The sequence below is a fragment of the Rhodoferax sp. genome (assembly GCF_023701345.1).
Classification (GTDB): domain Bacteria; phylum Pseudomonadota; class Gammaproteobacteria; order Burkholderiales; family Burkholderiaceae_C; genus Rhodoferax.
Genome location: NZ_JAMPXE010000032.1, coordinates 1 through 20,496, shown reverse-complemented (window position 1 = coordinate 20,496; position 20,496 = coordinate 1). Strand labels below are relative to the sequence as shown.

Annotated in this window: 21 protein-coding genes, 1 other RNA gene and 1 pseudogene; 16 read left to right on the top strand and 7 right to left on the bottom strand. The window is 58.2% G+C overall.

The annotated features are described in order from the left end of the window. Positions 1-26: 26 nt before the first annotated feature. Positions 27-1,319: a 4-aminobutyrate--2-oxoglutarate transaminase gene (gene gabT, locus NDI87_RS06525; RefSeq protein ID WP_296274051.1), complete on the bottom strand. Its 1,293-nt coding sequence runs from the start codon at positions 1,317-1,319 to the stop codon at positions 27-29. A 144-nt stretch (positions 1,320-1,463) separates the two neighbouring features. Here gabT and NDI87_RS06520 point away from each other — a divergent pair, with 144 nt between their 5' ends. The 10 genes from NDI87_RS06520 to NDI87_RS06475 all read left to right on the top strand — a co-directional run bounded on the left by NDI87_RS06520 (position 1,464) and on the right by NDI87_RS06475 (position 11,480). Next, entirely contained in the window at positions 1,464-2,858 is a 1,395-nt protein-coding gene (locus NDI87_RS06520) for a PLP-dependent aminotransferase family protein (protein WP_296274050.1), read from the top strand. A gap of 102 nt (positions 2,859-2,960) precedes the next feature. Further along, positions 2,961-5,609: an alanine--tRNA ligase gene (alaS, locus tag NDI87_RS06515; RefSeq protein ID WP_296274048.1), complete on the top strand. Its 2,649-nt coding sequence runs from the start codon at positions 2,961-2,963 to the stop codon at positions 5,607-5,609. Positions 5,610-5,644: 35 nt separating this feature from the next. Beyond that, complete coding sequence (locus tag NDI87_RS06510) at positions 5,645-6,421, top strand: ferredoxin--NADP reductase (RefSeq protein ID WP_296274046.1); 777 nt, start codon at positions 5,645-5,647, stop codon at positions 6,419-6,421. 2 nt (positions 6,422-6,423) lie between these two features. After that, complete coding sequence (locus NDI87_RS06505) at positions 6,424-7,428, top strand: adenosine kinase (RefSeq protein WP_296274045.1); 1,005 nt, start codon at positions 6,424-6,426, stop codon at positions 7,426-7,428. Positions 7,429-7,552: 124 nt separating this feature from the next. Continuing rightward, positions 7,553-7,858, top strand: a complete 306-nt coding sequence (locus tag NDI87_RS06500; protein WP_296274044.1) for a high-potential iron-sulfur protein — start codon at positions 7,553-7,555, stop codon at positions 7,856-7,858. 80 nt (positions 7,859-7,938) lie between these two features. Beyond that, entirely contained in the window at positions 7,939-8,655 is a 717-nt protein-coding gene (gene ubiG, locus NDI87_RS06495) for a bifunctional 2-polyprenyl-6-hydroxyphenol methylase/3-demethylubiquinol 3-O-methyltransferase UbiG (protein ID WP_296274043.1), read from the top strand. 1 nt (position 8,656) lies between these two features. Beyond that, positions 8,657-9,349 (top strand): phosphoglycolate phosphatase, encoded by a 693-nt coding sequence (gph, locus tag NDI87_RS06490; protein ID WP_296274042.1) that lies wholly within the window; start codon positions 8,657-8,659, stop codon positions 9,347-9,349. A gap of 13 nt (positions 9,350-9,362) precedes the next feature. Further along, positions 9,363-9,751: a transfer-messenger RNA gene (gene ssrA / locus NDI87_RS06485) on the top strand. 216 nt (positions 9,752-9,967) lie between these two features. Beyond that, a complete protein-coding gene (locus tag NDI87_RS06480) occupies positions 9,968-11,197 on the top strand; it encodes an integrase arm-type DNA-binding domain-containing protein (RefSeq protein ID WP_296274041.1) in 1,230 nt (409 codons plus the stop codon). A 142-nt stretch (positions 11,198-11,339) separates the two neighbouring features. Continuing rightward, entirely contained in the window at positions 11,340-11,480 is a 141-nt protein-coding gene (locus NDI87_RS06475) for a hypothetical protein (protein WP_296274063.1), read from the top strand. 360 nt (positions 11,481-11,840) lie between these two features. Here NDI87_RS06475 and NDI87_RS06470 read toward each other — a convergent pair whose 3' ends face one another. From NDI87_RS06470 to NDI87_RS06460, 3 genes are read right to left on the bottom strand one after another with little or no spacing between them, the layout of a single operon-like run. Further along, on the bottom strand, positions 11,841-12,809 hold the full coding sequence (locus NDI87_RS06470) for a GGDEF domain-containing protein (RefSeq protein WP_296274039.1): 969 nt from the start codon (positions 12,807-12,809) through the stop codon (positions 11,841-11,843). Positions 12,810-12,830: 21 nt separating this feature from the next. Then, positions 12,831-13,865: a cobalamin-dependent protein gene (locus NDI87_RS06465; protein WP_296274037.1), complete on the bottom strand. Its 1,035-nt coding sequence runs from the start codon at positions 13,863-13,865 to the stop codon at positions 12,831-12,833. Further along, positions 13,862-14,161: an antibiotic biosynthesis monooxygenase family protein gene (locus tag NDI87_RS06460; protein WP_296274035.1), complete on the bottom strand. Its 300-nt coding sequence runs from the start codon at positions 14,159-14,161 to the stop codon at positions 13,862-13,864. Before NDI87_RS06460 ends, NDI87_RS06465 begins: the two co-directional genes overlap by 4 nt. A 471-nt stretch (positions 14,162-14,632) precedes the next feature. Between NDI87_RS06460 and NDI87_RS06455 the strand changes: the two genes are divergently transcribed. Continuing rightward, a complete protein-coding gene (locus NDI87_RS06455; RefSeq protein ID WP_296274033.1) occupies positions 14,633-14,923 on the top strand; it encodes a hypothetical protein in 291 nt (96 codons plus the stop codon). Between the two features lie 28 nt (positions 14,924-14,951). Here the strand turns inward: NDI87_RS06455 and NDI87_RS06450 are convergent, their stop codons facing one another. After that, positions 14,952-15,281: a hypothetical protein gene (locus NDI87_RS06450; protein WP_296274031.1), complete on the bottom strand. Its 330-nt coding sequence runs from the start codon at positions 15,279-15,281 to the stop codon at positions 14,952-14,954. A 195-nt stretch (positions 15,282-15,476) separates the two neighbouring features. Between NDI87_RS06450 and NDI87_RS06445 the strand changes: the two genes are divergently transcribed. The 4 genes from NDI87_RS06445 (at position 15,477) to NDI87_RS06430 (ending at position 18,369) form a co-directional block, all read left to right on the top strand. Continuing rightward, positions 15,477-16,037, top strand: a complete 561-nt coding sequence (locus tag NDI87_RS06445; protein ID WP_296274030.1) for a glycine zipper 2TM domain-containing protein — start codon at positions 15,477-15,479, stop codon at positions 16,035-16,037. A gap of 61 nt (positions 16,038-16,098) precedes the next feature. Continuing rightward, positions 16,099-16,335, top strand: a complete 237-nt coding sequence (locus NDI87_RS06440; RefSeq protein WP_296274028.1) for a PepSY domain-containing protein — start codon at positions 16,099-16,101, stop codon at positions 16,333-16,335. Between the two features lie 4 nt (positions 16,336-16,339). Then, complete coding sequence (locus NDI87_RS06435; RefSeq protein WP_296274026.1) at positions 16,340-17,011, top strand: response regulator transcription factor; 672 nt, start codon at positions 16,340-16,342, stop codon at positions 17,009-17,011. Then, complete coding sequence (locus NDI87_RS06430; RefSeq protein WP_296274024.1) at positions 17,008-18,369, top strand: ATP-binding protein; 1,362 nt, start codon at positions 17,008-17,010, stop codon at positions 18,367-18,369. Before NDI87_RS06435 ends, NDI87_RS06430 begins: the two co-directional genes overlap by 4 nt. 22 nt (positions 18,370-18,391) lie before the next feature. On the opposite strand, the gene NDI87_RS06425 is transcribed toward NDI87_RS06430, so the two are convergent. Next, positions 18,392-19,300, bottom strand: a complete 909-nt coding sequence (locus tag NDI87_RS06425) for a patatin-like phospholipase family protein (protein WP_296274022.1) — start codon at positions 19,298-19,300, stop codon at positions 18,392-18,394. A gap of 158 nt (positions 19,301-19,458) precedes the next feature. On the opposite strand from NDI87_RS06425, the gene NDI87_RS06420 reads away from it, so the two are divergent. Further along, positions 19,459-20,088: a LysE family translocator gene (locus tag NDI87_RS06420; RefSeq protein WP_296274020.1), complete on the top strand. Its 630-nt coding sequence runs from the start codon at positions 19,459-19,461 to the stop codon at positions 20,086-20,088. A 12-nt stretch (positions 20,089-20,100) separates the two neighbouring features. Here NDI87_RS06420 and NDI87_RS06415 read toward each other — a convergent pair. Beyond that, a pseudogene (locus NDI87_RS06415) lies at positions 20,101-20,496 on the bottom strand (hypothetical protein); the annotation flags it as partial.

Genomic DNA, 20,496 nt, shown 5'->3' with positions numbered 1-20,496 from the left:
CTGAGATGAGCAAAGAGCGTGCCAGATTACGGCACCGCGGCCAGACAGGCATCGATGATGGCCAGGCCTTCGTCCACGATGGCGTCGCTGGCCGTCAAGGGCACCAGAATGCGCACCACGTTGCCGTAGGTGCCGCAGGTCAGCAGGATCAAGCCACGTTGGGTGGCCTCGGACGCCAGGGCCTTGGCCATCTCGGCGTTGGGTTGGTTCGGGTCGCCGTCCTTGCACAACTCGATTGCCACCATGGCACCCAGGCCGCGCACGTCGCTGATACGTTTGTCTTTGGCGGCCATGGTTTTGAGCTTGGCCATCATGTGCAAGCCCAGTTGACGGCTGCGCTCCAGCAGGTGTTCCTTTTCAAACACGTCCAGCACCGCCAGCGCCGCAGCGCAGGCAATCGGGCTGCCGGCATACGTGCCGCCCAAGCCACCCGCAGCGGGGGCATCCATCACTTCGGCGCGGCCCACCACACCGGAGATTGGGTAACCGCCGGCCATGGACTTGGCCATGGTGATCATGTCGGGCGCGACGCCACTTTGCTCCATGGCAAACCAGGTGCCGGTGCGGCCGGCGCCGGTTTGAATCTCGTCGGCAATCAGCAAAATGCCGTGCTGGTCACACAAGGCGCGCAGGCGCTGCAAAAACTCGGTGGGGGCCACATTGAAGCCGCCTTCGCCCTGCACCGGCTCCACAATGATGGCGGCCACGCGGCTGGCTTCCACGTCATTTTTCAGGATGGATTCGACCGAGGCGATGGATTCATCGACGCTCACACCATGCGCGGCGTTGGGGAACTGGGCGTGAAAAATTTCTGCCGGAAACGGGCCAAAACCGGTTTTGTAGGGTGCGACCTTGCCGGTCAGTCCCAGTGTGAGCAGGGTGCGGCCGTGGTAGCCGCTGGTGAAGGCGATGACGGCGCTGCGTTTGGTGTAGGAGCGGGCAATCTTGATGGCGTTTTCTACTGCTTCGGCACCGGTTGTCAAAAACATGGTTTTCTTGGCAAAGTTGCCCGGCGCCAGGGCATTGATGCGCTCGGCCAGTTCCACATAGGGCTCGTAGGCCAGCACCTGAAAGCAGGTATGGGTGTAAAGATCGATCTGGTCCTTGACGGCTTGCATGATCTCGGGGCGGCAGTGACCCGTGTTGAGCACGGCAATGCCACCGGCAAAGTCAATATAGCGCTTGCCTTCGACGTCCCATACTTCGGCGTTTTCGCCGCGTGCAATGAATACTTCATGGCTCTGGCCAACACCGCGCGGAATGGCGGCGCGGCGACGTTCCATCAGTGCGGCATTGGTTTTTTGGGTCTGGGTAAGCATATTGCTCCTAAGCAGTTGGCTGGCGTTGGTAAAGTTGGGCAACTGTAGTTGTGATGCCCTTGTTTAACCATATACAGTTAGGCCATTTTTGAGGATGTACTGTGCAGCCCTGGATGCCAATACATACAAACCCTAACCAGACCCATGTTCACGCTCAATCCGCTAAGTCCGACGCCCCTGGTGCTGCAAATCGTGGCAGGTTTTCGCGCGGCAATAGATGAGGGCGAACTGCGCTCGGGCTCCAAAGCGCCGTCGATTCGCCAGTTCGCGCATGCCCACAACGTCAGCGTGTTCACCGTGGTGGACGCCTATGACCGGCTGGTGGCGCAAGGCTATTTTGCGTCACGCCCGCACTCGGGATTTTTCGTCAAGCAACGGCCGACCTCAGTGACCGAGTTGCCGGGCCACGGCCCCAACTTCAGTTTTGATTCGATGTGGTACCTGCGCCGCATTTTTGAGAACCGGGCGCTGCGCATGAAGCCCGGTTGCGGTTGGTTGCCCGGTGATTGGTTGTTTCAGGACGGCGTACGGCGCGGGCTGCGCAGTCTGGCTGCCGAAGATGTGGATGTGGGGGGCTACGGTGAACCCAAAGGTTACCCGCCACTGCGCAAACTGGTGCGCGACCTGCTGGCCGAGCAGGAGATTTCTGTCACCTCCGAGCAAGTGCTGCTGACCCAGGGTTCCAGCCAGGCCATGGATCTGGTGGCGCGTCGCCTGGTGCGCGCGGGGGATGCGGTGCTGGTGGATGATCCGGGTTATCCCAACCTGTTGTTTTCATTGCGGTTTCTTGGGGCGCGCCTGATCGGGGTGCCGCGCACGCCTTCGGGTTACGACCTGGCCGCGCTGGAGCGTTTGGTGATCGAAGAGCAGCCCAAGGTGTTCTTTACCCAGCCGCGGTTGCAGAGCCCGACCGGTTCGATCGCCCAACTGGCGCATCTGCACCGGGTGATGCAATTGGCCGACAAGCACGATTTTCTGGTAGTTGAAAACGACATTTATGCCGACCTGGATCCTGAGCCACGGCCTTCGCTGGCCAGTCTGGACCAGTTGAACCGGGTGATTTACATCAGCAGTTTTTCCAAGACCATTTCACCCAACATCCGGGTCGGTTACCTGGCGGCCAACCCGGATTTGCTGGAGGACCTGGCCCAGCTCAAAATGATTTCCGGATTAACCTCCTCCGAGTTCAGTGAACGTCTGGCGCATGGCGCCTTGACGGATGGACGCTGTCGCAAGCACGTCAAGGGACTGCGCGAACGCCTGGCCAAAGCGCATGTGGAGGCAGCCTCGCGCCTGCTCAAAGCCGGCTTCGAGATTTTTTGTGAACCGAAGGCGGGTATTTTCCTTTGGGCCCGTCATCCATCCATTGCCGATTCGGCCGAACTGGCCTACAAAGCCGCGGAGCAGGACATTCTGCTGGGCCCCGGGCACTTGTTCAGCCCTGACCTGCAAACCAGCCCATGGCTGCGTTTCAATGTGATCTTTTGTGACGAACCGGCCTTGTTCGCCTTTTTGGAGGCGCAATGCAAAACTCCCTGATCACCTAAAATCGCCAATTTTGACATCCGTGCATCAAACGGTGCCGCGAGTTTGTCGTTCACTGCTGTCATCTCCAATTCTGAAAACCAGGTTTCTCAAGCCATGAATCCAACCGCTGCCCCGGTCACTGTCGCTGATATCCGCAAGACCTTTCTCGACTTCTTTGCCTCTAAGGGCCACACCGTGGTGGCCAGCAGCCCGTTGGTGCCCGGCAACGACCCCACGTTGATGTTCACCAATTCCGGCATGGTGCAGTTCAAGGATGTGTTTTTGGGCACCGACAAGCGCAGTTATGTGCGCGCTGCCTCGGTGCAAGCCTGCCTGCGCGCGGGCGGCAAGCACAACGATCTGGAAAACGTGGGTTATACCGCGCGCCATCACACGTTTTTCGAGATGTTGGGCAACTGGAGTTTTGGCGATTATTTCAAGCGTGAGAGCCTGAAGTGGGCCTGGGAACTGCTGACCGTCGTCTACAAGTTGCCTGCTGATCGCCTGCTGGCCACGGTTTACGAAGAGGACGACGAGGCTTATGACATCTGGACCAAGGAGATTGGCCTGCCGCCCGAGCGCGTGATCCGCATTGGCGACAACAAAGGCGGTCGCTACAAGTCCGACAATTTCTGGATGATGGCCGACACCGGCCCTTGCGGCCCGTGCTCCGAGATTTTTTACGACCACGGCGCCCACATTCCCGGCGGCCCGCCCGGCAGTCCGGACGAAGACGGCGACCGCTTCATTGAAATCTGGAACAACGTGTTCATGCAGTTCAACATGGCGGATGACGGCTCGGTGACGCCATTGCCCGCGCCCTGCGTGGACACCGGCATGGGTCTGGAGCGTCTGGCCGCCATCCTGCAGCATGTGCACAGCAACTACGAAATTGACCTGTTTGACGCGCTGATCAAGGCCGCAGCCCGTGAAACCCATTGTGCCGACCTGGGCAACAACTCGCTCAAGGTGATCGCCGACCACATCCGCGCCACCGCGTTTTTGGTGAGCGACGGCGTCTTGCCGGGCAACGAAGGGCGCGGTTATGTGCAGCGCCGCATCATCCGTCGCGCCATTCGGCATGGCTACAAACTGGGCCAGAAAACCCCGTTTTTCCACAAGCTGGTGCCCGATCTGGTGGCCGTCATGGGTGCTGCTTACCCCAGCCTGGCGGCGCAGGCAGACCGCATCATGGACGTGCTGCGGGTCGAGGAAGAGCGCTTTTACGAGACCCTTGAAGTGGGCATGCAAATTTTGGACGAAGCCTTGGCCCCTTCGACAGGCTCAGGACAGGTGGTTAAAGTGTTGCCGGGTGATGTCGCCTTCAAGCTGCACGACACCTTTGGTTTTCCTTTGGACTTGTCGGCCGATGTCTGCCGTGAGCGAGGCTTGAGTGTGGATGCGGCTGGTTTTAACGCTGCCATGCAAAGGCAAAAGGCCCAGGGCCGCGCAGCAGGCAAGTTCAAGATGGACAAGGCGCTGGACTACAGCGGGGCGGGCAATGAATTTGTCGGTTACGAGCATTCGACGGCTGCGACCGAAGTGGTCGCTATTTATGTTGATGGCACCAGCACGACCGAGCTCAAGGCGGGTCAAAACGGGGTGCTGGTGCTGGCCACCACGCCGTTTTACGGCGAGAGCGGCGGCCAGGTCGGTGATGTCGGCGCTATTTTTTGCGATCACGCGCTGTTTGAGGTGCTGGACACGCAAAAGATCAAGGCCGACGTGTTTGGCCACCACGGTGCGCTCAAGAGCGGCGCGCTCAAGGTGGGCGATACGGTCACGGCCCATGTCAACACCTCACTGCGTCTGGCCACCCAGCGCAACCACTCGGCCACGCACCTGATGCACAAGGCCCTGCGCGAGGTGCTCGGTGGTCATGTGCAGCAAAAGGGCAGCTTGGTCAATGCCGAGCGCACACGCTTTGACTTTGCCCACAATGCACCGGTCACAGACGCTGAAATCCGCGAGATAGAAGTCCGCGTGAATGCCGAAATTCTGGCCAACGTCGCCACGCAAGCGCGCGTGATGGACATCGAGTCAGCCCAAAAAACCGGTGCCATGATGCTGTTTGGCGAAAAATACGGTGAGTCTGTGCGCGTGCTTGACATTGGCACCAGCCGTGAGTTGTGTGGTGGCACCCACGTGCAGCGCACGGGTGACATTGGCTTGTTCACCATCACAGCTGAGGGCGGCGTGGCTTCCGGTGTGCGTCGCATTGAGGCGGTAACCGGCACCAACGCGCTGTCCTATGTGCAGGGCATGGAAACCATGCTCGGCGGCATTGCCGGAACGCTCAAGGTGACGCCTAATGAAGTGTCGGCCCGCGTGGGCGCGATGCTGGAGCAAATGCGTGATCTTGAGAAAGAACTGGCCGCGCTCAAGGGCAAGCTGGCCAGCGCCCAGGGTGATGAACTGGTCAACCAGGCGCAGGACATCCGGGGCGTCAAGCTGTTGGTGGCGCGACTTGACGGTGCCGATGTCAAAACCCTGCGCGACACCATGGACAAGCTCAAGGACAAGCTTAAAACCGCAGTCATTGTGCTGGGCGTGGTCGACGGTGCCAAGGTGCAGATCGCCGTGGGCGTAACCCCTGACACCACGGCCAGGGTTAAGGCTGGTGAGCTCGTCAACTTTATTGCCGGCCAGGTGGGCGGCAAGGGCGGCGGCAAACCCGACATGGCCATGGCCGGCGGCACCGAACCCGCCAAGCTGACAGCAGCCTTGGCCAGCGTGCAGGGCTGGGTGGAGCCCAAGCTCTGAATCCTTTTTAATTTTTCTAACTGAAACAACATCCCATGAGTGCTTTTTTGAATGAAACCGTTTTAAGCGTCCACCACTGGACCGACCGGCTGTTCAGCTTTACTACCACGCGCGACGAAACGCTGCGCTTCTCCAACGGCCACTTCACCATGATTGGCCTGCGTGACGAGAATGGCAAACCGCTGCTGCGTGCCTACAGCATCGTCAGTGCCAACTACGAGGACCATCTGGAGTTTTTGAGCATCAAGGTGCAGGATGGCCCGCTCACGTCCAGACTGCAGCACATCAAGGTGGGCGACAAAATTGTGGTCGGCAAGAAGCCCACCGGGACGCTGTTGATTGACTACCTGTTGCCCGGCAAAAATCTGTACTTGTTTGGCACGGGCACCGGCCTGGCCCCGTTTTTGAGCGTCGTGCGCGACCCCGAAACCTACGAAAAGTTTGAAAAAGTCATCCTGGTGCACGGCGTGCGCGAAGTGGCCGAACTGGCCTACTATGACTACCTGACCGTGGACCTGCCCAAAAACGAGTTTCTGGGTGAGATGGTCAGCGCCCAGATGATGTATTACCCCACGGTCACGCGTGAGCCGTTCATAAACCGTGGCCGTATCACTGACCTGATCGAATCCGGCAAATTGCAGGCCGACCTGGGCTTGCCCAAGTTTGACCCGGCTACTGACCGCGCGATGCTGTGTGGCAGCCCGGCGCTGCTCAAGGACCTGAAGCATATTCTGGAGAAACGGGGCTTCCTGGAGGGCAACACCACCAAGCAGGGTGACTTTGTGGTCGAGCGCGCATTCGTGGAACAGTAAGCATGAGCTATCACCTCTACGCCATCGGCAACGCACTGGTCGACACCGAATACGAAGTCACTGAGGCCCAGTTGCAGGCGGCGGGTGTTGAAAAAAGGCACATGACGCTGATTGATACCGCACGTCGCGCCGACCTCCTCAAGCATGTGCAACATGTCAAGCCGCACCGCACGGGTGGCGGCTCTGCAGGCAATACCGTGGTGGCGCTGGCGCAACTCGGTGGCAAAGCGTTTTATTCATGCCGGGTGGCCGATGACGAACTGGGTGACTTTTATACCAAAGACCTGCTCTCACACGGTGTCGCCACCAACCTGACCCACACCAAACCGCCCGTGGGGCAAACCGGCAGTTGCATGGTGATGGTGACGCCCGATGCCGAACGCAGCATGAGCACATTTCTGGGCGCCACCGCTGACATTGATGAGACCGCATTGCATCCGCACGACATTGTCAAGGCGCGTGTTTACTACATGGAAGGCTACCTGGCCGCCTCGCCCACAGGCCTGGCCGCAGCCATCAAGGGGCGCGCCATTGCCGCACAGGCGGGTGTCAAGCTGGCCACCACACTGAGCGACATGAGCATGATCAATTTCTGCCGCCCCGGGCTGGACGCCATGGTCGGCACTGACCTGGACTTTTTGTTCTGCAACGAGGAAGAAGCCCAAGTGTGGTGCGGCATCACCGATTTAGCGCAAATCTGCCAGCAACTTGGTCAACAGGCGCAAACCGTCTGTTTGACGCGCAGTGCCAAGGGTTGCCTGGTCCTGGAAGCCGGCAAGGTCACCGAAGTGCCGGCGGCCAAAGTCAAGGCCATCGACACCAACGGGGCAGGCGACATGTTTGCCGGCGCCTTTTTATACGCAATGACCCACGGCCACAGCCATGCCCAGGCCGCCTGGCTGGCCAATCAGGCCGCTAGCCGTGTGGTGGCGCAATATGGCAACCGGCTCAGCCAGGAAACCATGAACACCATCAAGGCAGATTTCTCAATAATAAATAATCAATGACTTATTTATCAGGGCATTTCAGACATAATTAAAATTTGTTCTCTGCAAGCGTAACAATACGGATACCCAGTCAAGCAATATTTGCCTTGACAGTCAATTTCTTAAATAACCAGGAGTTTTTTTTATGACAACACGTCGTGTATTCATGATGCAATCAGTGGTCGGTGCCAGCGCTTTGGCTTCCGGCATGGCAATGGCTGCCGCCCCCATGGTGGCCGAGACCGACGCCAACGCCAAGGGTTTGGGTTATGTGGCCGACACAGCCAAGGCCGATGCCAAGAAATATCCCAAGCATACTGCTGCCCAATTGTGCAGCAACTGTGCCCTGTACCAGGGTAAAGCCGGTGCCGCTTCTGGTGGTTGCCCGCTGTTTGCCGGCAAGGAAGTGGCGGCCAAAGGCTGGTGCAGCGCCTACGCCAAGAAGGCCTAAACGCTTCACTGGATCCGTTCAGTTCACACAGAACCCACCCTTGCGGTGGGTTTTGTTTTTAAATTTCGGATAATCCACCCATGAACCCAACAATCAATGCTGATCCGGCCGAACTGGCCAAATTCTCTGACCTGGCCCACCGCTGGTGGGATGCCGACGGCGAATTTCGCCCCTTGCATCAGATCAACCCCTTGCGCCTGGCCTGGATGAAAGAGCTTTGTGTTCTCCAGGGCAAAGACGTGCTCGATGTAGGTTGCGGCGGGGGCATTTTGACCGACTCGCTGGCCCGCTCTGGCGCCAATGCAACCGGCATCGACCTGTCCACCAAAGCGCTGCGCATTGCCCAGTTGCATGCCATGGACGCACAAACCGAAAACGTGCAATACCGCGAGATCAGCGCCGAGGCCATGGCGCAGGAGCAGCCTGGCGGCTTTGACGTGGTGACCTGCATGGAGATGCTCGAGCACGTGCCTGACCCGGCTTCGGTGGTGCAAGCTTGCGCCACACTGGTCAAACCCGGCGGCTGGGTGTTTTTCTCCACGCTCAACCGCAACCCCATGTCCTTTTTGCAGGCCATCATCGGTGCCGAATATGTGCTCAACATGTTGCCGCGCGGCACCCATGAATTTGCCAAATTTATCCGTCCCAGCGAACTGGCCGGTTTTTGCCGCCGGGCCGGTCTGAATGTCATGCACACACGGGGTCTGTCTTTCAATCCGCTGACCCAGCGCTATTGGCTTAATAGCAATACCAGCGTCAATTACCTGCTGGCCACGCAGAAACCTGCGAGCTTGTAACGTGACAGTCCAACGTGCCCGGTTTGCCAACGTGCAAGCGGTGCTGTTCGACCTGGATGGCACGCTGATCGACAGCGCCCCTGACCTGGCAGCCGCAGCCGATGCCATGCGTACGGCACGCGGCCTGCCATGCCTGCCGCTGGCGCAGTACCGGCCCATGGCGGGTGCCGGTGCCCGTGGCTTGTTGGGTGTGGCGTTTGGCATGACTCCCGAGCATGTGGAGTACGACGTTCTGCGCGAAGAGTTTTTTTGCAACTACGAACGCAGCCTGACCCAGCGCACCCAGATATTTGACGGCGTGCCCGAGTTGCTTGAGCGCTTTGCCAGTCAAGGTGTGAAGTGGGGCGTGGTGACCAACAAGTCTGAACGCTTCACACTGCCATTGACCAGCTCGATGGCCTTGTTTGCCACGGCCGGCGCCATTGTCAGTGGCGACACCACGCCGCATGCCAAACCGCACCCGGCGCCCTTGCTGGAAGCCGCACGGCGCATGGGTGTGGATGCCAGCCGCTGCGTCTATGTGGGCGACGATGAACGCGACATCGTGGCGGGCCTGGCCGCCGGCATGGCCACCGTGGCGGTGACCTATGGCTACCTCGGGCAGCAGGCGGACACAACCCGGTGGGGCGCAAATGCCACAATTAATTGTGTGAATGAACTGTTGCAACTCTTGCAATTTTCCAGTACGTCCTAAAATAGCGAGCTTAGGGGCTGCACTGGTTTCGACGTGGATTCGGACGCGCGGCAGGGCATGTCGAGCTGAATGCGCTCGTAAAACTGATTCAAAAAAACTAACTGCAAACGACGAACGTTTCGCACTCGCTGCTTAATTGCACGTGAGCCTCACAACAGTCAGCCGATCGGCTGGGCAAGGGTAGTCAAATCGCAAGGTTAGGCTGTCCAGGCTGTGGGGTAATTTTATTCGGCTGGACCTGCCTTGGGTAACTTAGGGTGGGTCGAGAAAATAGGTTGCTGGCGATTTGCATAGCGTGCCACTGCGCGATGTGAAAAGCGAGATCCAAATCAGACGGCTACACATGTAGAACTGTTCGAAGAAGGTTTGCGGACGCGGGTTCAAATCCCGCCAGCTCCACCATTACATTGTCCAAGGCCGTTTATTGTGATCCAGTAAACGGCCTTTTTCATTTATAAATCAATGACTTGAAGTGGTTTCTTGTTCGATAGTGTCCGTTAGTGTCCATTAGAAGCCAGGATGAAGCCGGGGAACAAATCGGGGAACAACGGGGGTAAACTATAGAAAATTGTGGAGTTGTTCCCCGGTTTTAACTTTGTTCCCCGGTGGAGTCCGACCATGTTGACTGACAGACACTGCAAAAACGCCCAATGCCCCGCAGACAAGAAACGCGCTCGTTTCACTGACAAAGGTGGGCTTTACCTGGAAGTCAGCCCGGCCGGGTCGAAGCGCTGGTTTTGGAAGACCTACACAAACGGTAAGGAAGGTCGCTTGGCGCTGGGAGCCTATCCGTCCATGGGCCTGAGCGAGGCTCGCAAGGCACGTGATGCCGCCAAACTCCAAAAATCCGAAGGCCGGGACCCAGTTCAGGCCCGCAAGCTTGAAAAGCTCAAAGCCTCGCGAACTGATGGCGACACCTTCAAAGCTATTGCTTTGGAGTGGTACGCAAAACAGGTACCCCAATGGAGCGACAGCCACGCCGGGCGAATGCTTCGCCAGTTAGAGCGTGATCTGTTCCCATGGATAGGTGAGAGGCCTATTGCAGACATTCTCCCCATGGAATTGCTGGCGACATTGCAGAAGGTGGAGGCGCGCGGGGCGCTGGAAACAGCAGACCGGGCGCTGATGCTGGCGCGGCAGGTTTGGGATTACTGGTTACCCACCGCCGATGTGCAGCAACGCAATATCACCGAGGGGCTCAAGGCACGACTGACACCTTACAGGGGAAAGAGCTTTGCGGCAATTGTGGAGCCAAAGCGGTTTGGTGAATTATTGCGGGCTATCAATAACTATAAAGGCGGACCAATCGTGCGTACGGCGTTACAGCTTGCCCCCATGCTCTACCAAAGGCCCGCCAATCTCCGCATGATGGAATGGGCAGAACTTGATTTGGACGCGGCGTTGTGGACTATTCCCAGCATGAAGATGAAGCGCACAAAGCTGGAAAAAGAGCAAGGTGAAGCCCATTCCGTGCCATTGCCCACGCAGGCTGTGGCATTGCTCCGCTCCGTTCAGCCGCTGACAGGGCGTGGCGTTTATGTATTCCACGGCGAACGCAGTCACGACAGGCCCATTTCTGATAACTCAGTACGAAGTGGCCTTTATGCGCTGGGGTTTGGCAAAGAACAGACCTGGCACGGATTCCGGGCAAGTGCACGCACGATGTTGGTCGACCAGTTAAATCTTGACCCCTTGGCCATCGAAGCCAACCTGGCCCACGCGGTAAAAGATTCCAATGGGCGGAGCTATAACCGCACGCAATATTTGAAGCAACGGTTTGAACAAATTCAAAAGTGGGCAGACTATTTGGACGACTTAAAGGTAGCTGTCAACGAAAAGCAGAAATAAATATGACTTGTACTTTCAGGTTGGATTTTTTTCGCCTATACCCGCGTGTTTATTGGGGTTCCCGAGGGTTCTTGCGGACTTCGCGGTTTTTCCAGGCGCCCAGAAATCGGTCATTTATGCTCTCTCCGAGGGCGTAGAGACCGTGGCACACGGCAGCGCGTTGCTGCAACTGGGCTGCGAGCTGGCGCAAGGCTATGGCATTGCCAGACCGATGCCAGCAGAGCAGATGTCGGCGTGGGTCGCCAACTGGCTGCCGGATAAAGCCTGGTCTGAACTGCCTTGATTGGGCGGCGATGGTGACTCGCAGGCAGCTTGAGGGCGGGAGACTCAGATAAGAGCGCCAGCACAAACGCCTGATTCGGCGGGGGTGCGATTGAATGTGATATGAACCTGTCGGCGCCGATTTAAAACTGACCAGGTCAATTTTCGGTCGGCGGCAACAGTCGCTGCCACAATCTGCGTGATGGCTGCGACAGCGGCCTATGACACTGACTATACCTACGCTTTCGGCTGTTTTGTTGAATAATGCGCGTTCCCAAGCCAGTGTCTTCAATCATGGCGGGTAAATTCCCGACCCTTGGGGCGTCCCCTCTCCCAGTATTTAGTATCAGGATACCCCGCTGCTTGAAGCGGCGTGCAACATTTACTGGGACTGTTCCGTTGAAACGCGGTTGCGTCCGTTGCGCTTGGCATCGTACAGCGCCAGATCGGCGTGTTTGAGGAGTTGTTCAATGTCCTCATCCGGGTGCATCTGCGCCACGCCATAACTGCAGGTGACACCGCTCGGGAGGCCATCGAATGTCAGCTCACTGACTGCTTGGCGCAGTCGCTGCGCCAATTCCACCGCGGCGTGCAGGTCAACCTCCTGCAGCACAATGACAAATTCTTCGCCACCAAAACGCGCCACCAGATCAACCTTGCGCACCATGGCCTGCATCTGCGCCGTCACCGCTTTCAGGACTACATCGCCCTGGGGGTGGCCGTACTGGTCGTTGATCTTCTTGAAGAAATCAATGTCAGCCATGATGAGGGAAAAGGTGGATGCAAAGCGCCGGCTGCGCTGCCAAGCTTGGCTCAGGAAATACATGAGTTGGCGCCGGTTAGCCAGCCCTGTCAGGGGGTCGGTGGTGCTAAGCTGCTTGAGCCGCTCCTCGTTGGCTTGCAAGGCACGGTTAGTTCGCGCCAGGGTGCGTTCTACCTCGGCGAGCTCTAGGTTGAGCTCAATCACCTGCGCGTTCAGTCGCTCCATCTCGGCCACGTCGTATTCGGCCACCAGCATCAGTTCATCGTTTTGGCGGTGAACCGCGCCTATCAGCGAGCGGCACATGCCCAGCGCGTCCGTTACATTGAGAATTCCCTGGTAAACGGGTTGTCCGATGGGCGCCTGCACCATTTGCAAATCATGGAAACTGGGGCGCAGGAAAAAATGGCCCATATCAACTGGCGTGGCGCTGTGTGTCAGGGCCGTTGGCATGAACCGCTGGAAGCCCAGGTTGCCATGTAGCAGGCGACCATTGTTGGCGAACCGCGCCACCACCACGGCCGTTAAGGGCTCCAGGCACCGGGGTAGGCAATCGGTGTGGTCAGGCGTGAGCGCAATAATGTGTTGCATGGGAGCGGACTAGGAGGAGTGTCAGAGCTGTTCAAGTGCGTGCAGCGCGTCCGCTGACCAACTGTCAGCTTTTGTGTGGCGCCAAATTGCCACTTCGCCCAGCGTGGCCAGACCGCCGATCCAAATCTCGGGGCAGGCTTGACCGAGCTCGACGCGCAAAGTGTCTATGGTTTGTCGCGCGGTGTTGAGGTGTTGAGGCAGGGAGGCCGACAACGCCAGCAATTGGGGGCGCCGGGCGTCCACGTCACGCACCAGGTCATGCGTTGGCACGTCCCCGCCGAGATAGGCAGCATCCCAGCCCTGGGTCTCAAAAACGTCTGACAACATGCGCAAACCCAGGGCGTGGTGATTGCCTTCGACACAGGCAAACACCGCCAATTTTTCGACAGCAGGCAAAAATGTGGCCTTCAAGTAGGCGCTGACGAGGACGTTCTGACTGATGGCACTGGCCAGGTGTTCTTGCGAGACGGTGACGCGGTTTTTCTGCCACAAATTGCCTACTTCGTACATCGCCGGCTGGATGATTTGCACACTGACTTGTGCTAACGAGGCACCTGCATCCATGGCCTCGTGGACACAGGCCATGGCGGCGTGGCGCTGGCCCTGCAATATGGACAGCTGATAGGTGTGCACCTGCGCCAAGGGCGCCCGACGGGTCATGCCGTATTGCGCCGTGCCGGCATTATCGTCTGCCAGCGAAGCGCGTGCCTCAGCGATTGTTTTCCGCAGGCGTACACAGCTTTCATCGGCCAGCTTGTCGCCCAGAAACGCGGCCATGAGTTCAAGCGAATAGTCCAGATGCGCCACCGGCACACTGCGGGCAGCAAGCACATCCCGGAGCCAAAGCACATACTGCACAAACGGCTTCGGGCTGCCCAGGAACAGTGCGCTGGCCAGGTAGTCCAGGTGGTGCAGCACGTCTTGGCGGCAAACTTGGCGTCCATGCGCACCAAAGCGCGCCAGTGCATCACCGTATTTCGCGTAAATTGCGTCAGTGACGTAGCTGGCACAGGGTTCGCATTGGGATTGCAGTGGCTCACTCGAGGCGGTAGTCATTGCGCCACCACATCGAAGTGCATCATCTGGGTGCGTTTGGGATCCAGCTTGAGCCCCTTGGGAATGCCTTGGTGAGACTCGCGGTAGGCATCGCTGTGGTGCCAATCGTCAAAGGCGCGCTGATCGGTCCACCAAGTCATGAGCCAGAAATCGTTGGTGTTGTCTGTCGGGTTGGCTACTTCCATGCGAATGAAGCCTGGTACCTGGTCAACATTGTGCGGTCGCTGCAAAAATGCTTGTCGCACATCCTCATCCATGTGATTGGCAATGGTGAACCGGCTGATGACCAAAAACATAAGGCATCCATGACTTCTTCGGTGTTTAACATACGGCGGGCAATTGCGCATAGCAACAGGGACAGACTGCCGTGGCGATGAATGACAGGCAAATGCATTAGGCGTTTAAGATTATATGAATGTCTTTATGACCGTAAATATTGAATTACGGCCGATCATTTCCGTTGCCGGCCTGGTTTCAGGCCAAAGCCTGAGACATCTGCCCCCTGTTTCTCAGAATTTCCGGTGCACTTGGCAGCTTCTTTGCCGGAGCGGCGACGCCAACCCAGCCGGGTCATCAGCTATCTGATTGCCGACGGCCGTCGTGTTATGCCGTCGGCAATCTGCGTGACTGGAGCATGAAAAATTATTAAAAATGGACCTTTTAATTGTGCCGGTTGTGAGCAGGATGGCTCTTTGCTGGTCGGCTGGTTCAATGGGGGCATGCACATAATTTTTCCCTGATTTCCGGATTGGTAGTAGCATTGCCAAATGAGTCAAACATATGGAATGGAATCACCTCGAGAGCACACCGGTTCCCATCTGAGGAAGCCAGCGCGTTACCTTGTTGTCATTGAAGCTGGCGGGTACATGATCGCGCGGCTGCTGTTGGCAACACGCGAAATGGTTGCTGAGTTTGATGCTGCAGTTGAAGAGGTTGGCTCAATGACCGCTGGCTTGGTTCCAGTGGTCGGGGCGTTGGGTCCCGAATGGGATGTCGCATTGGGCGGCCGTAGCACTGAAGAACGGGCCAACGCCCTGGTCTACACGCTCGACATTTAGCCGGAGCAGCGCGTTGCATCAATGTTGGTTATTGGTAGCGTTCACGCATGCCGCGGGAGTTCAGCAGCAATCCGGCCAGTAGGGTGAGCATGGTGACAGCCCCCAGAATGATGGCCGCCGTGGTCCATGGTCGTCCGATTTGCTGTCTCATCTGGACCAGCAGCAGGGCGGCTATCAGCCAGTTGGCCGTTGCACCATAGGCCGCCAGTTGCAACACCACCAGGCTCCATGGCTTTCGGTACAAAAACAGCAGTGGCGTTGCCAGGCTCAGGGCCACCAGGCCATAATTTTCTGCCCTGAGAAAGTGCGCTGCCGTGAGCGCTGCGGCGATGATGAAAAGAACAATACGAAAAGCCATGAATGTCATCCACAAGTGAATAAGTTACCTTTATTTTTGCATTGAATCAGAAACCGTTATTTTTTGGGTATTGAATGGCTGGAGACGATCAGAAATGGTAGCGAAGCAGATGCTTGAAACTATTTCGATTTTGTTCAGCCCGGGTTCAGGCACGTAACTGCAAACTGCATGCCATATCAACCCAAGGAGCTTTCCATGAAACGTTTTGTCATTACCAGTCTGTTTGCCACCGCCTTGCTCGGCGCCCAGGCCCAGACCTTCACCGACAACGCGCGGGTTCGCAGTGCCGAGCCACAGTATGAAAACGTCAGTGTGCCGCGCAACGAATGCAGCAGCCACTGGGTCACTGAAAGAGACAGCCGTGTCAGCGCCGAGCGCCAGAATAGTCAGGATCGCCAATATGGCGGCGCCGTTGTGGGCGGCCTTGCCGGCGGCATTCTGGGTCACCAGGTAGGCGGCGGCAGCGGCAAGAATGCCGCCACTGCGCTGGGCGTGGTGCTGGGTGCCATGGCCGGCGACCAACTCCAGAACCGCGATGCACGGACGCCATATGACAATGGTCAATACGGCAATGGCGGCTACGAAACGTCACAGCGGGAAGTCAAGCGCTGCCGCACCGTGTATGACACGCAGTCGCGCATCACCGGCTACCGCGTGACCTATGACTACCGGGGCCAGCAGTACACCACGTTCATGCACACCAACCCGGGCAACAGCCTGCCGGTGCGTGTGACCGTTGATCCGATTACACAGTAGTCAGTCGGGTCTTGGCGGTAGTACCATTGCCTGACTCTGTCGCCCAAGACCTCAATACACCATGAAATTCTTGACTACCGTGTTCACCGCCCTGATGCTGGCGCTCAGCATGCCAGCCTGGGCGGATGTCAGCCGCGATGCTGCAGCAGCCATGGCACAACAAGCCACGGGCGGGCGTGTGCTGGCGGTGGATCAGGCCGAACGCGGCGGTCGCCCGGTCTGGCGTGTCAAGGTGCTCACCCAGCAGGGCGAGGTCATTGTGGTGTTGATAGACGCCGCCAGCGGTCGCAGGCTTTAGTTACATGCGACTGCTGTTGGTTGAAGACGATGCAGTGTTGCGACTTGGCCTGAAGCGCCAGCTCGAAGCCGATGGCTACCGTGTTGACATGGCCGCCGACGGTGAAGATGGCCTGTTCCAAGCGCGCGAATACCCGCTGGACCTGGCCATTGTGGACCTGGGATTACCCCGGCTGAATGGGCTCACGGTGGTGCAAACCCTGCGCGCTGAGGGCCGCTCCCTGCCGATCCTGATTCTGACCGCGCGCGGCAGTTGGCAGGACAAGGTGCTGGGGCTGGAGGCGGGCGCCGACGACTATCTGGTGAAACCTTTTGAGTACCCCGAGCTGGCAGCGCGCGTCAAGGCCTTGCTGCGGCGCGCCCACAAGGCCACGTCGGAGGTGCTCACGCTGGGTGCTTTGAGCATCGATTTTTCTGCCCAGAAGGCCAGCTTGAATGGTGAGGCGCTTGAATTGACCACCTTTGAGTACCGGATGCTGGAATTCCTGGTGCGCGAGCGCGCCAGGGTGGTGAGCAAGCAGGAACTATCCGACTACCTGTACCCGCACGACGAAGACCGGGACAGCAATGTGCTGGAGGTTCTGATCGGGCGCTTGCGGCGCAAGCTCGACCCCGACGGGCTGCTGGCACCCATCGAGACGCTGCGCGGTCGGGGTTACCGCTTCGTGCTGCAGTGAAAACGCCGCTGTCCATCCGCGCGCGCCTGATCTGGGGTGCCTTTGGCGTGTTGTTCATCTTTTTGGCCGGTGCCGGCTGGGCTGTGCAGCAGGCTTACGTGGACGGCGTGCGTGCCCAGCGCTTTGCCCGCCTGCAAACCACCATTTATCTGTTGATGGCCGGAGCCGAACTCAATGCCCAGGGCGCGCTGGTGATGCCTGCGGCGCTGGCCGAACCCCGGCTCTCCCTGCCGGCCTCCGGCCTGTACGCCAACATTGCCAATCTGGACAAAAATGAAGAGTGGCAGTCGGCGTCCACGCTCGGGCTCAATCCCCCTTTTCAGCGCAGGCAGGCGCCGGGTGAGTGGCACTTTGATACTGTGATCGCGCCCCCGGCGCGGCCCGGCGACACAGCCAAATCGGCACGCGCCTATCTGGCCGCCAGCTATGCGGTCAAGTGGTCGGTGAACGACCGGGCGGCACCACTGGTTTTTTCCGTGCTGGAAGACAAGGCTGCGTTTGACCAGGAGTTGCAGGTCTTTGAGCGCACGCTGTGGAGTTGGCTCGGGGGTGCCGGGTTGCTGTTGTTGCTCACGCAATCCCTGTTACTGCGCTGGGGTCTGGCCCCGCTGGGACGCATGGCGCGGGAAATCCGGCACATTGAGAAAGGTGAGCAGGCCAGGGTCGAAGGCAATTACCCTGTTGAACTTGCCGGGCTCACTCACAACCTGAATGGTTTGATGGAGCAGGAGCGGGCCCGGCAATCACGCTACAAAGATGCGCTCGATGACCTGGCCCACAGCCTCAAAACACCGCTGGCGGCTTTGCGTGCCTCACTGGATGCGCCCGGCGAGTTGCCGGCCATGGTGGCACAACAAGTGGCCCGCATGGACGACATCGTGGTGCACCAATTGGGGCGGGCCGGTGCCAGTGGCGCTGCACGATTTGCGCCGCACCTGGCGCTGGCGCCGATCCTGAACCGGATACGCGACACACTGGCCAAGGTTTATATCGACAAAAACCTGGACTTTGCACTGGACTGTCCCCCGGAGTTGACCTGGCGGATCGACGAAGGTGATGCCTTCGAGATGCTGGGCAACGTGCTCGACAACGCGGCCAAGTGGGCACAGAAAAAAGTGTCGGCGCGGATATGGCTTGACGGCAAGCGCTTGCACATCCGGGTCTGTGATGACGGCCCGGGCTTTGCCGACCCGCAGGCGGTGCTGGCGCGGCGCGTGCGGCTGGACGAGCGGGTGCCCGGTCACGGCATCGGTCTGGCCGTGGTCAGAGACCTGGTGGCCAGCCATCAGGGCGAGTTGACTGTTACCAAAGCAGACCTGGGCGGCGCCCAAATTGACATTGTTTTACATGCAGCGTAGCCCGGATGGAGTCCGGGGGCGTTTATTTTTGGCTCTGGTCACCAAATCTCGCCAGCTTGTCCTTGAGCACAGGCATTTCTTTTCCTGCGGCTCTTTCTCCCTCCAGTATGGCCAGGTGACGGTTGTCAAAATCAACCGAGCCGAGCCTGGCAATGTCAGGCCGAATCATCACATCGGCCACCGGCAGCTCATAGCGGCGGATCATTTGTCCCATGATGGCCAGGGTTTGCAGCGCCACGTCCATGGTGCTGTTGATGCTGCCACTTGCGGGTTTGTCAGAAATATCAACGCCAATCACGAAAGTGGCGCCCATTTCATAAGCCAGCCGTACCGGTACCGGACTCGTCAATCCGCCATCGACATACTGGCGACCCCGGATGCTGACGGGCTGAAAAGCCAGCGGAACACTGCTTGAAGCCAGAACCGCAATTCCGGGATCACCTGAGCGAAATACGATGGGCTCGCCGGACTGAAGGTCGGTTGCCACCGCGCCAAATTTCTTGGGGAATTTCTCGATGGCACGTCCCCCCACCGCCGAGTTGACGAATCTGGTCAGGGCGTCACCTTTCATCAAGCCTCGATTGGGCATGCCCCAGTCAACAAATTGCCATTTGTCGAACGGAATTGCCATTTCCTGCAATTCGAAGCCGCTTTTGCCTGAGGCATACAGGGCACCGACCAAGGATCCGGCGCTGGTGCCGATCACAATGTCGGGAACGATGCCCTGCGCTTCGAGTGCCTTGATGACGCCAATGTGTGCAAAGCCCTTGGCGGCGCCACCGCCGAGGGCGAGGGCGATGACCGGTTTGGGTGTCGTGGCTACGTTCGGGGTGGGTGAGGTTGCGGGTGGTGCGCTGCTGCAACCCGCCACAGCGAAAACCACGGCAAGCAGTGTCACCACGCTGGCCCATCTTGTCTTGGTAAAGTTCATTTCTAATTGCTCGTATGCGGCTGGTGACAACCAAGGTTTTTTGGGGTTTTATGCCTGATCTAGCCGACACTAGCATGCTATTTTAAGTATATCGGGATCATTCTGATGTCTTGCGCATGGCATCATGACGTCCTGATTGTTTTTTGGAATTTCAAGATATGAGTTTGCAAACCTGGTGGATATTCGTCCTGATGACGTTTGTTGTATCTGCCACGCCCGGTCCCAACATGCTGCTGGTGCTGAGTAATAGTGCCCGTTTTGGGTTGCGTGCCGCCACGGCATCCATGGTGGGCTGCATGACCGCCTTGCTGGCCATGATGAGTATTTCTGCAGCAGGCCTGGGTGCTTTGCTGCAGATGTTCCCGGCTGTTTTTGATGCACTGCGACTGGCAGGCGCCGCCTATCTGGCCTACCTTGGCATTAAAAGCTGGCGTGCCCCGGTGCATGATCATGCGGTTGACGCACCCAGGCTGGTTGACCCCGCCATGAATCAGTCCGCACTTTTTCGCCAGGGGATGATGGTGGCAGCCAGCAACCCCAAGGCCATCCTTTTTGCCGTTGCCTTTTTGCCCCAGTTCATCAACCCGCAGAATGCCCAACTACCTCAGTTTGGAATACTGCTGTCGACGTTTGCGGTCATTGAGGTAAGCTGGTATTTCATCTACGCCATCAGTGGCAAAAGCCTGGCGGTTTACCTGCAGCGTGCCAGCGTACTGAGGGTGTTCAATCGTGTGACTGGCGGGGCATTTGTCGGCTTTGCGGCCATGATGGCGGCAGTGCGGGATTGAGGCAGCGGGAAGCTACGCTGAATAGACAGTTGACGTGGTTTCGCCACCTCTGCCGGTCCAATTGGTATGGAAATACGTGCCACGCGGTTGGTCTGCGCGCTCGTACTGGTGTGCGCCAAAAAAGTCCCTTTGCGCCTGCAAAAGATTGGCCGGGAGGTTTTCGCTCCGGTAGCCATCGTAATAGGCCAAAGCAGATGACAACGCGGGTGTCGGGATGCCACTTTTTATCGCCTCGGCAAGTACATTTCTCAATGACTGTTGTGATCTGGCGATGGCTTTTTTGAAAAATGGGTCAAGCAGGAGATTCACGAGATCAGGATTCAAAACAAAAGCCTCTTTTATTTTTCCAAGAAACGCGGAACGAATGATGCAACCGCCGCGCCAGATCAATGCGATGCCTCCGAAGTT

What these genes read in the sequence shown, in the direction of transcription:
- NDI87_RS06505 (WP_296274045.1), top strand. Translation starts at nt 6,424, where the DNA reads ATGAGCTATCACCTCTACGCCATCGGCAACGCACTGGTCGACACCGAA.
- NDI87_RS06470 (WP_296274039.1), bottom strand. Translation starts at nt 12,809, where the DNA reads ATGCAACACATTATTGCGCTCACGCCTGACCACACCGATTGCCTACCC.
- NDI87_RS06510 (WP_296274046.1), top strand. Translation starts at nt 5,645, where the DNA reads ATGAGTGCTTTTTTGAATGAAACCGTTTTAAGCGTCCACCACTGGACC.
- NDI87_RS06480 (WP_296274041.1), top strand. Translation starts at nt 9,968, where the DNA reads ATGTTGACTGACAGACACTGCAAAAACGCCCAATGCCCCGCAGACAAG.
- NDI87_RS06445 (WP_296274030.1), top strand. Translation starts at nt 15,477, where the DNA reads ATGAAACGTTTTGTCATTACCAGTCTGTTTGCCACCGCCTTGCTCGGC.
- NDI87_RS06500 (WP_296274044.1), top strand. Translation starts at nt 7,553, where the DNA reads ATGACAACACGTCGTGTATTCATGATGCAATCAGTGGTCGGTGCCAGC.
- NDI87_RS06465 (WP_296274037.1), bottom strand. Translation starts at nt 13,865, where the DNA reads ATGACTACCGCCTCGAGTGAGCCACTGCAATCCCAATGCGAACCCTGT.
- NDI87_RS06435 (WP_296274026.1), top strand. Translation starts at nt 16,340, where the DNA reads ATGCGACTGCTGTTGGTTGAAGACGATGCAGTGTTGCGACTTGGCCTG.
- NDI87_RS06440 (WP_296274028.1), top strand. Translation starts at nt 16,099, where the DNA reads ATGAAATTCTTGACTACCGTGTTCACCGCCCTGATGCTGGCGCTCAGC.
- NDI87_RS06420 (WP_296274020.1), top strand. Translation starts at nt 19,459, where the DNA reads ATGAGTTTGCAAACCTGGTGGATATTCGTCCTGATGACGTTTGTTGTA.
- NDI87_RS06450 (WP_296274031.1), bottom strand. Translation starts at nt 15,281, where the DNA reads ATGGCTTTTCGTATTGTTCTTTTCATCATCGCCGCAGCGCTCACGGCA.
- alaS (WP_296274048.1), top strand. Translation starts at nt 2,961, where the DNA reads ATGAATCCAACCGCTGCCCCGGTCACTGTCGCTGATATCCGCAAGACC.
- NDI87_RS06455 (WP_296274033.1), top strand. Translation starts at nt 14,633, where the DNA reads ATGAGTCAAACATATGGAATGGAATCACCTCGAGAGCACACCGGTTCC.
- ubiG (WP_296274043.1), top strand. Translation starts at nt 7,939, where the DNA reads ATGAACCCAACAATCAATGCTGATCCGGCCGAACTGGCCAAATTCTCT.
- NDI87_RS06520 (WP_296274050.1), top strand. Translation starts at nt 1,464, where the DNA reads ATGTTCACGCTCAATCCGCTAAGTCCGACGCCCCTGGTGCTGCAAATC.
- NDI87_RS06460 (WP_296274035.1), bottom strand. Translation starts at nt 14,161, where the DNA reads ATGTTTTTGGTCATCAGCCGGTTCACCATTGCCAATCACATGGATGAG.
- gabT (WP_296274051.1), bottom strand. Translation starts at nt 1,319, where the DNA reads ATGCTTACCCAGACCCAAAAAACCAATGCCGCACTGATGGAACGTCGC.
- NDI87_RS06425 (WP_296274022.1), bottom strand. Translation starts at nt 19,300, where the DNA reads ATGAACTTTACCAAGACAAGATGGGCCAGCGTGGTGACACTGCTTGCC.